General features: G+C 66.2%; 7 protein-coding genes and 1 pseudogene. 4 read left to right on the top strand and 4 right to left on the bottom strand.

The genetic code is table 11. From position 1 onward, the window contains the following. Window positions 1-868 (bottom strand): annotated as a pseudogene (locus tag DYI24_RS16105) (histidine kinase); the annotation flags it as partial. A 248-nt stretch (window positions 869-1,116) separates the two neighbouring features. On the opposite strand from DYI24_RS16105, the gene ugpB reads away from it, so the two are divergent. Next, window positions 1,117-2,445 (top strand): sn-glycerol-3-phosphate ABC transporter substrate-binding protein UgpB, encoded by a 1,329-nt coding sequence (ugpB, locus tag DYI24_RS16110; protein WP_164573016.1) that lies wholly within the window; start codon window positions 1,117-1,119, stop codon window positions 2,443-2,445. 6 nt (window positions 2,446-2,451) lie between these two features. Here ugpB and DYI24_RS16115 read toward each other — a convergent pair whose 3' ends face one another. From DYI24_RS16115 to DYI24_RS16125, 3 genes are all read right to left on the bottom strand, one after another. Beyond that, window positions 2,452-3,423 (bottom strand): helix-turn-helix transcriptional regulator, encoded by a 972-nt coding sequence (locus tag DYI24_RS16115; RefSeq protein ID WP_349627786.1) that lies wholly within the window; start codon window positions 3,421-3,423, stop codon window positions 2,452-2,454. Window positions 3,424-3,585: 162 nt separating this feature from the next. Beyond that, window positions 3,586-4,392 carry an SDR family oxidoreductase gene (locus tag DYI24_RS16120; protein WP_011160318.1) on the bottom strand — a complete coding sequence of 269 codons (807 nt, stop codon included), beginning with the start codon at window positions 4,390-4,392 and terminating at the stop codon, window positions 3,586-3,588. A gap of 60 nt (window positions 4,393-4,452) precedes the next feature. Further along, complete coding sequence (locus tag DYI24_RS16125; protein WP_164573020.1) at window positions 4,453-5,511, bottom strand: polysaccharide deacetylase family protein; 1,059 nt, start codon at window positions 5,509-5,511, stop codon at window positions 4,453-4,455. Window positions 5,512-5,666: 155 nt separating this feature from the next. Between DYI24_RS16125 and DYI24_RS16130 the strand changes: the two genes are divergently transcribed. The 3 genes from DYI24_RS16130 to DYI24_RS16140 all read left to right on the top strand — a co-directional run. Next, the gene (locus tag DYI24_RS16130; protein ID WP_164573018.1) at window positions 5,667-7,061 is read left to right on the top strand and encodes an OmpA family protein; all 1,395 of its coding nucleotides are present in this window, start codon (window positions 5,667-5,669) and stop codon (window positions 7,059-7,061) included. A 3-nt stretch (window positions 7,062-7,064) separates the two neighbouring features. Then, window positions 7,065-7,361 (top strand): hypothetical protein, encoded by a 297-nt coding sequence (locus tag DYI24_RS16135; protein ID WP_107346314.1) that lies wholly within the window; start codon window positions 7,065-7,067, stop codon window positions 7,359-7,361. Between the two features lie 247 nt (window positions 7,362-7,608). Further along, window positions 7,609-8,265 (top strand): lysylphosphatidylglycerol synthase transmembrane domain-containing protein (locus DYI24_RS16140; RefSeq protein ID WP_164573019.1); only part of this gene is annotated, 657 nt, incomplete at its 3' end.

The following is an 8,265-nucleotide window of genomic DNA, read 5'->3' on the forward strand; positions in this document are numbered from 1 at the left end:
GGAGGGTGCGGTCGAACGTCTCCTGCGCCTTCTGCTCGCGCTGGCGCATCTTCACCGACAGCGCGTCGATCGCCGCGATGGTGGCGGCCTGGCTGGCGTCGATCGAGTTGCGCAAGAGATCGCTGCGCTTGGCGAGCTGGTCGGTCAGTTCCTGCAGGCCGTCGCGCAGCGCCGCGGTGCGCAGCTTCAGCTTTTCCAGCGCCATCTTCTGCAGATCGTTGTCGGCGAGATTGCTCATCACCGGAATGGTGCGCTCGATGGTCTCGGTGTTCTGCTGCGCCTCTTCGGCAGCCTGCTGTGACAGCGACAGATAGTAGGAGTTGGCCGCCACCAGCATCGCGGTGAAAGCCTCGCGGGCGCGGCCGAGCGGCGGCAGGATCAGCGCGTCGCGCTGGCCGGTGGCGCCGCCGATCACCGCAAACAGCGCCGCGCTATCGCGGGCCGGCGCCTGCACCTGGTTCTCGTAGGTGGACTTGATGGTGGTCTGCAGCGCCCGCAGGTCGCCGAAGCCGCCGAGGAAGCGTTCGGGGGCGCGCTCCAGCTCCTCGACCGAGCCCGACAGCATCGGATCGGTGGAGGCGCGGTTGGTCAGCGTGCCCAGCACCGCTTCGCGCAGCAGCAGGATTTCGGCAAACAGATCGGGGCTCGGCTGATTGATGTAGCGATGGATCAGGTTCTGCAGCCGCCCGGTCTCGCTTTCCAAGAGCGCCAGGATCTTGTCGGACTCCCGCACCTGGCGGACATCGTCCCAGGCGGTGCGCAGCACCCGCGTGCCGCTCCAGATCAGGCTCACCAGCACCAGCACGACGAGCGAGTTCAGCGCCGCGATCGACAGGATGCGCCAGCGGATTGGCACCGCGCGCACCATGCCGACGAGCCCGGTGCGGCCGCGCCGGTCCGGCCGTGGCTCGGTATCAGCGGGCTGCTGGGCGACCGGATCCAACTCAGTCGACCTCTGCAGCGGCGCGCACAGTGTTGCCGTCAGGGACCTCGGCTCGGCTGGACAGCGGCAAGTTCAATCCCATACAGTTGGTGCCGGTCGCAGGGACCGGAGAAGTCCCACCAAGCTAGCAGATCAGCCTGGGCGATGGCTATCGGGAGTGAGCGCATCAGGCGATGGCCGGAATTTTGGGAAGACTCGCGCAAATCGCCGCCACCTTGCTGGTTTGCGCCACTGCCGGTATCGCCCCCGCCGGCGCCGCTACGGAAATCGCCTGGTGGCATGCGATGTCCGGCGAGCTCGGCCGGCAGCTCGAGAAGCTGGCGGCGGATTTCAATGCGTCGCAATCCGATTACCGCGTGGTCCCGACCTACAAGGGCAACTACACCCAGACGGTGACTGCGGCGATCTTCGCTTTCCGCTCCTCCAGCCAGCCGACGATCGTGCAGGTCAACGAGATCGCCACCGCCACCATGATGGCGGCCAAGGGCGCGGTCTATCCGGTGTACGAGCTGATGCGCGACGAGAGCGAAGTGTTCTCGCCGGCCGATTATCTGCCGGCCGTGACCGGGTACTACACCGATCTCGACGGCAACATGTTGTCGTTCCCGTTCAACGCGTCGACGCCGATCCTGTACTACAACAAGGCGCTGTTTCGGCGCGCCGGGCTCGACCCCGAGGCGCCGCCGGCCACCTGGCCGGACGTCGGGACGATGGCGAAGCGTCTGATTGACGCCGGCGCGACCTGTGGCTTCACCACCTCGTGGCCGTCCTGGGTGCACATCGAGAATTTCGCCGCCTATCACGACCTGCCGTTGGCGACGCGGTCGAACGGGCTGGGCGGGCTCGATGCCGAATTGGTGTTCAACAACCCGGCGGTGGTCCGCCATATCGCGCAGCTTGCCGATTGGCAGAAGACCAAGATCTTCGACTATAGCGGCCGCGCCACCGCGGCCGAACCGCGCTTCCAGCAGGGCGACTGCGGCATCTTCATCGGCTCGTCCGCAACGCGGGCCGACATCCTGGCCAATGCCAAGTTCGACGTCGGCTACGGCCGGCTGCCGTATTGGCCGGACATCGCCGGAGCGCCGCAGAACACCATCATCGGCGGGGCCACGCTGTGGGTACTGCGGGGCCGTACGGCGGGGGAATACAAGGGCGCCGCCAAGTTCTTTGCTTACCTGTCGAAGCCGGAAGTTCAGGCGGCCTGGCATCAGCACACCGGCTATCTGCCGATCACCAAAGCGGCCTACGACCTGACCCGTGCGCAGGGCTTCTACGACCGCAATCCCGGCACCGCGATCTCGATCGAACAGATCACGCTGAAGCCGCCGACTGAGAATTCGCGCGGGTTGCGGCTCGGTTCGTTCGTGTTGGTGCGGGCCGCGATCGAAGACGAGATCGAGCACGCGGTGCGCGGCGAAAAATCTGCGAAGGACGCGATGGATGCGGCGGTCGATCGCGGCAACAAGCTGTTGCGGCAGTTCGAACGCACCAAGCCGTAGCGGCGGTTACGGCGCAGCCTCGCGCAAGCCGAACGCGCCGGCATCGCGGCTCAGCACCGGCGACACCATCGCGACCAGCTTCTGCGCGGCGGCTTCCACCGACAGCCCGGCAGTGTCGAGCACGCCAGCGGCGCGGGCATACAGCGGCTCGCGGCTCTGCAGGATGGTGCGCAGTTCCTGCATCGCGGCGCGGTCGTCGGCCATCGGCCGCAGGTCGCCCTGGCCGCGCACCCGCGCCATGTGCTCCTCCGGCTCGGCCTTCAGCCAGATCGTATAGAACGAGGTCAGGATCTGATCGAAGGTGATCGGCTCGGAAACGATGCCGCCGCCGGTCGCCAGCACGATCGGCTCCTGGCGGGCGAGCAGCCGCGACAGCGCGGTCTGCTCCATCCGGCGGAAGCCTTCCTGGCCGTACAGCGCGATGATCTCGGATACCGACAGGCCATTCTGGCGTTCGATCTCGCGGTTCAGTTCGACGAAGCTCCAGCCGATGCTGTCGGCCAGCATCTTACCGAGGGTCGACTTGCCGGCGCCGCGCAGGCCGATCAGCGCGATGCCGCGGAAGGTCGCCTCCGGCTCCAGTCCGCCGAACCGGCCGAGGCCCGACAACACGTCCTTGGCATGGGCGATCTGCACCGGGGTTGCGCGCCGCACCAGATCGCGGATCACCGGCCAGTCGGCCGACGACTCGTTGGACGGCAGCAGGTCTTCGAGCGGCGTCGCCAGCGCTTCGGAAATCCGGCGCAGCAGCATGATCGACACGTTGCCTTTGCCGCTTTCGAGCTGGGCGATGTAGCGCTCCGAGATGCCGGAGACCTTGGCCAGCACCTTGCGCGACATGCCGCGCCGCCCGCGCATGGTGCGGACATGGCGGCCGAGGTCGAGCAGAAAGCTCGCGTCGGTATCGTCTGGCTCGGCCATCTCGGTCCGTTCGCATCTGTCTGGAGAATGATAATGCCGGCCGAAAACGCCAGCAATCGAACGGATGCCGTTCGATGCATTATAATTCAAGGCAAATTTCGTCAGGTGGGACGCAAAACCGCAGCCCGCGCGCTTTCGGGCGCGGGCGTCGCGGTGGAGCAATTTTGACCGGAGAGGTTGGGCTCTGGCGCTTCGAGCGTGAGACGAAGCGCGGTGGCGTTACGCCCAGCCGTCGCCCTTGATGCCCGGGTTGGCGAAGGCGACGCCGCCGTCGACCGTCACGGTCGAGCCGACCACGTAGTCGCCGGCGCGGGAGGCGAGGAATACGGCGGTGCCGGCCATGTCCTCATCGGTGCCGATCCGGCCCGCCGGGACACGCTTGGCGACCGCGTCGGATTCGTCCCGCGCCGCCTTGTTCATGTCGGAGGCGAACGGACCCGGTGCGATCGCTGTGACGACGATGTGGTCCTTGATCAGCCGCACCGCCAGCCGGCGGGTGAGGTGGATCAGGCCGGCCTTCGACGCCGCGTAGGGATAGGTTTCGAGCGGATTGACGAAGATGCCGTCGATCGAGGCGATGTTGATCACCTTGCCGGGCTGTTCGGCGCTTGCGGCGGCGCGCAGCAGCGGCGCCAGCGCCTTGGTCAGGAAGAACGGCGTCTTGACGTTGAGGTCCATCACCTTGTCCCAGCCGCTCTCCGGGAATTCGTCGAAGTCGGCCGCCCAGGCGGCGCCGGCGTTGTTGACCAGGATGTCGAGCGAGCTCTCGCGGCGCTTGATCTCGGCGGCCAGCATGTCGATGCCCGCCATGGTCGAGATGTCGATCGGCAGAGCAACGCATTCGCCGGGATACATTTCGGTGAGTTCATCGGCGGTGGCCTGACACGCTGCGGCCTTGCGCGCGGTGATGTAAACGCGCGTTGCGCCATAGGCGAGAAAACCGGCTGCGATCATCTTGCCGATGCCGCGCGAGCCGCCGGTCACCAGAGCGACGCGGCCTTGCAGCGAAAACAGATCCTTGAACATGACATCTCCCTCGGGGCTTTGGCCGCCTGTTTGAGGCGGCCAGGGAGGTGAGTCAAGAAATCACGCCGCAGCAACGCGGCGGAAGCCGTTCCACACTGCCGTCGCGGCCCCGGAAGTCAGCACCGGCAACAGCCGGTCGTCCTGGTAATGACCGTTGAGCGAGACCCGCGGCAGCGCGGTGAGGTGATCGGCGCACTCGGCGAACATCATGCCGGGGCGTGTGGTCACCGCAGTCTTGTAGCCGACCGCCTGCGCGATCGCGAATTCGCGCGGACCGGCAGACGCCCTGTCGCCATACGGATAAGCGAGGTGGTCGACCGCCTGTTGCAGTTCGTCCTGGATGCGTGCGCGGCTGCCGGTGAGTTCGTGCGCGGCGACCAGCTCGGTCTGCCGGCGCAGCATGCAATGGGTGATGCCGTGCGCGCCGATCGTCACCAGCGGGTGCGCGGCGAAGCTGCGCAGTTCGTTCCAAGGCAGGCACAGTTCGCGCGCCGCTGCGGTTTCGTCGATCCCGTAACGCAGGCACAGCGTCGTCATCGCGGCATCGAGATCGCCGCCGTTCGGCAGGCTTCGCAACAGATCGTGCAGCCGGTCGAATGCCGCCTGCTTGGCCTCGGGCGTCGCTGTGTCGAGACGCAGCTCCTGGCCGTCCATCGACACATCGATCCGGCTCTGGGCGGCGATCAGCCGTTCCAGCGTCACCCACCACAGCCGGCCGGTGCCTTCGGCAAAGTCGCTGGTGACGAAAACGGTGAACGGTGCGCCGAACTCTTCGAACACCGGCAGGGCGAAATCGCGGTTGTCGCGATAGCCGTCATCCAGCGTGATGCAGGCGAAACGTCGGCTGAAGTCGCGCGCACGCAGCCGCCGGTGCAACTCGTCCATCGGCACCAGATCGATTCCGAGCTCGCGAAGATGGCGCAGCGTGGCGCGGAGGAAGTCCGGCGTGACCTCGAGGTGGCGATTGGGCTGAAACGAATCGTCGCGGGCCGGCCGCACGTTGTGCAGCATGAAAACCGTGCCGATTCCGGAAAAGATCGGGCGCAGCACCCGATGCGCGCCGGTGTAATAAAGGGCTTCGAGCCCGGCGCGGATAATATTGTGGCGAAAGTGCTTCATCGAATAGCGGCCGCTCAATTTCTGCACGATGCTAGGCGCCGACGGTTGAAGAAACGGTTATGGGAAGCGCAACTTTGGTTGCTGTTTCCTTGAATTGCGTTTGACAGCCCTCCAACGGTTTGATTTCTCTCTGCTTCTGATCCACGGGAAGCGGAATGCGCGGACTCTACAGCTCCAGCGGTAAATGGTGGCCCGGCGCCATTCCGTTGGTTATCCTCTGGGCTATCGCCGCTTGGACGACGATGCCGGCCGTGGAAGCCGATCTTGGCGCTCGCGCCACGGCTGCGCTCAAGGACACCGTCCTCGACAAAACGAAGATCACCGCTGCGGGCCGCGACATCACGCTGACCGCAGAGGCGTTCTCCGAAGAAGGGCGCCGCGCCGCGGTGTCCGCGGTCGAGGCAGTGCCGAGCCTCCGTTTGGTGAACGACCGGACCAAGCTGGTACCGGAAGCCTCTCCTTATGTCTGGTCAATTGAGCGCGATGTCGTTCGCGTCACCCTGACCGGCAGCGCGCCGCTGCCGGCGAGCCGCACCCGGCTGGCCGATGGCGCGCGGGCGGCGGTGAATGGCACCGAGGTGGTCGACCGGATGGCGCTGGCGCGCGGCGCCCCGCAACGGTTCGACGCCGCCGCGATGCTGCTGATCGACCAGATCGCCAAGCTGAAGCAGGGCAAGATCACCCTCACCGGCACCCAGGTTGCGCTGAAGGGCATGGCGAAGGATCTCGGCGGCCGTGAATCGATCGCCGCGGCGCTGCGCAGCCTTCCCGACGGCTATACCGTTGGCGAGAACGACATCGAGGCGCCGCCTTACGTGTTCCGGGCCTACAAGGACCCGGTCGCCGGGCAGGTTACGCTCGACGGCTATGTGCCGGACAATAATGTGCATGCGGCGCTGGCCGCGGCCACCGGCCGCAAGTTCTTCAGCGAAAAGGTGATCGACAACCTCAAGGCAAGCGTCGGTGCCCCGAAGGGCTTCCTCGAAGCCGCAACGCCAGCGCTCGGCGCGCTGTCGCGGCTGTCGACCGGCACTCTGGTACTGTCAGACCGTGAGGTTCATTTGTCCGGCGACGCCCTTTACGAGGTCGCCGCCAATCAGATCCGCGGCGGTCTGAACAAGGAGCTGCCGCAGGGCTGGACCGTGAAGGCCGATCTGTCGGTCAAACCGGCCGCCGCGCCGGTCGATGCCTCGGTGTGCCAGCAATTGTTCAACGGGCTGCTGGCCAAGGCCACCATCCAGTTCGAATCCGCTAGCGCCAGCATCGACAAGGATTCCGCCGCGCTGCTCGACCGGCTGATCGAGACCGCGATGCGCTGCCCGAACGCCAAGATCGAAATCGCCGGCCATACCGACAGCGACGGCGATCCTGCGTTCAACCAGTCGTTGTCGGAAAAGCGCGCCCGCGAGGTGGTCGACTATATGGTGCGGGCCGGCCTGTCGCCGGAGCGTCTCCAAGCATTCGGCTACGGCAGCAAGATCCCCGTCGCCGGCAACGACACCGACGCTGGCAAGGCGAAGAATCGCCGGATCGATTTCGTGGTCAGGTGACGCATGGTGGCTTTGGCGGATTTCTTCTGGGGCTGGCTGGTCGGTTCGCTGCTGCTCGGCTTCGCGGTGGGCTGGATCTCGGTGGTGCATCGCGGCCCGAGCTTCTCGCGCAATGCCGGGCTCGGTATCGCCGGCGTCGCAGCGGTGCTGGTCGGGCTGTCGCTCGCCCGTCTGGTTCCCGGCCGGGCCGGCTACTGGCTCGACCTTTTCCTCGCCATGCTGGCCGCCTATCTGATCGGGTGTGCCATCGGTTCATGGCTCCGCTACTGGGTGGTCGCGCGGCAATCGCAGCGGCCCTGACGACAGCTTTCGGCCGTGATCGACCGAGCGCTGCGACGATAGGTCCCGCGCTGCAACGAAGCCCCAAGAATGCGAAGCGCAGCCGGCCGGCTGAAGCGGATTTGAAGCGTCGCGCACCGTCCTGCGGCGTTGACCGAATTCCACTTGGCTGGAAAACACGCTACCAACGATGTGCGGCCGGCCGAAACACGGCGACAGGGCCGGGACACCAGGGGTAGAACGCGGGCGAAGGGGATTCGAGGTCTCGATGCGGATCGCAATACGCAGAACGATCGAAGTTCTGCGCGAGAAGCAAATCCTGCACAAACTCGGTGTTGCGGTCAGCATCGCGGTCATCGCGGCCGCTTGCTACGTTCTGTACCACATCCTGCGCGGCATCGACCACGACCGCGTGCTCGACGCGATGGGCCAGACCGAGCCGACCTCGATCGCGCTCGCTGCATTGTTCGTCGCCGCCGGCTATTTCACCCTGACGTTCTACGATCTGTTCGCCGTTCACGCGATCGGCCGCGACGACGTGCCTTACCGGGTCAACGCGCTCGCCGCCTTCACCAGCTATTCGATCGGTCACAATGTCGGCGCCAGCGCCCTGACCGGCGGCGCGGTGCGCTACCGGATCTACTCGGCCTGGGGGCTCGACGCGATCGACGTCGCCAAGGTGTGTTTCCTTGCCGGCCTGACGTTCTGGCTCGGCAACGCCGCGGTGCTCGGCCTCGGCGTCGCCTATCATCCTGAAGCGGCGTCTGCGGTCGATCTGTTGCCGCCGGCGGTCAACCGCGTGCTGGCGCTGCTGATCCTTGCCGGCTTGATGGTCTATGTCGCGTGGGTGTCATTCAAGCCGCGCTGCGTTGGGCGCGGCAGTTGGACGGTGACGCTGCCGGGCGGCAAGCTGACGCTGCTGCAG

The organism is Rhodopseudomonas sp. BR0C11, from assembly GCF_010820945.1.
In the GTDB taxonomy this organism is placed as follows: Bacteria; Pseudomonadota; Alphaproteobacteria; order Rhizobiales; family Xanthobacteraceae; genus Rhodopseudomonas; species Rhodopseudomonas palustris_H.

What these genes read in the sequence shown, in the direction of transcription:
- ugpB (WP_164573016.1), top strand. Translation starts at nt 1,117, where the DNA reads ATGGCCGGAATTTTGGGAAGACTCGCGCAAATCGCCGCCACCTTGCTG.
- DYI24_RS16120 (WP_011160318.1), bottom strand. Translation starts at nt 4,392, where the DNA reads ATGTTCAAGGATCTGTTTTCGCTGCAAGGCCGCGTCGCTCTGGTGACC.
- DYI24_RS16125 (WP_164573020.1), bottom strand. Translation starts at nt 5,511, where the DNA reads ATGAAGCACTTTCGCCACAATATTATCCGCGCCGGGCTCGAAGCCCTT.
- DYI24_RS16130 (WP_164573018.1), top strand. Translation starts at nt 5,667, where the DNA reads ATGCGCGGACTCTACAGCTCCAGCGGTAAATGGTGGCCCGGCGCCATT.
- DYI24_RS16135 (WP_107346314.1), top strand. Translation starts at nt 7,065, where the DNA reads ATGGTGGCTTTGGCGGATTTCTTCTGGGGCTGGCTGGTCGGTTCGCTG.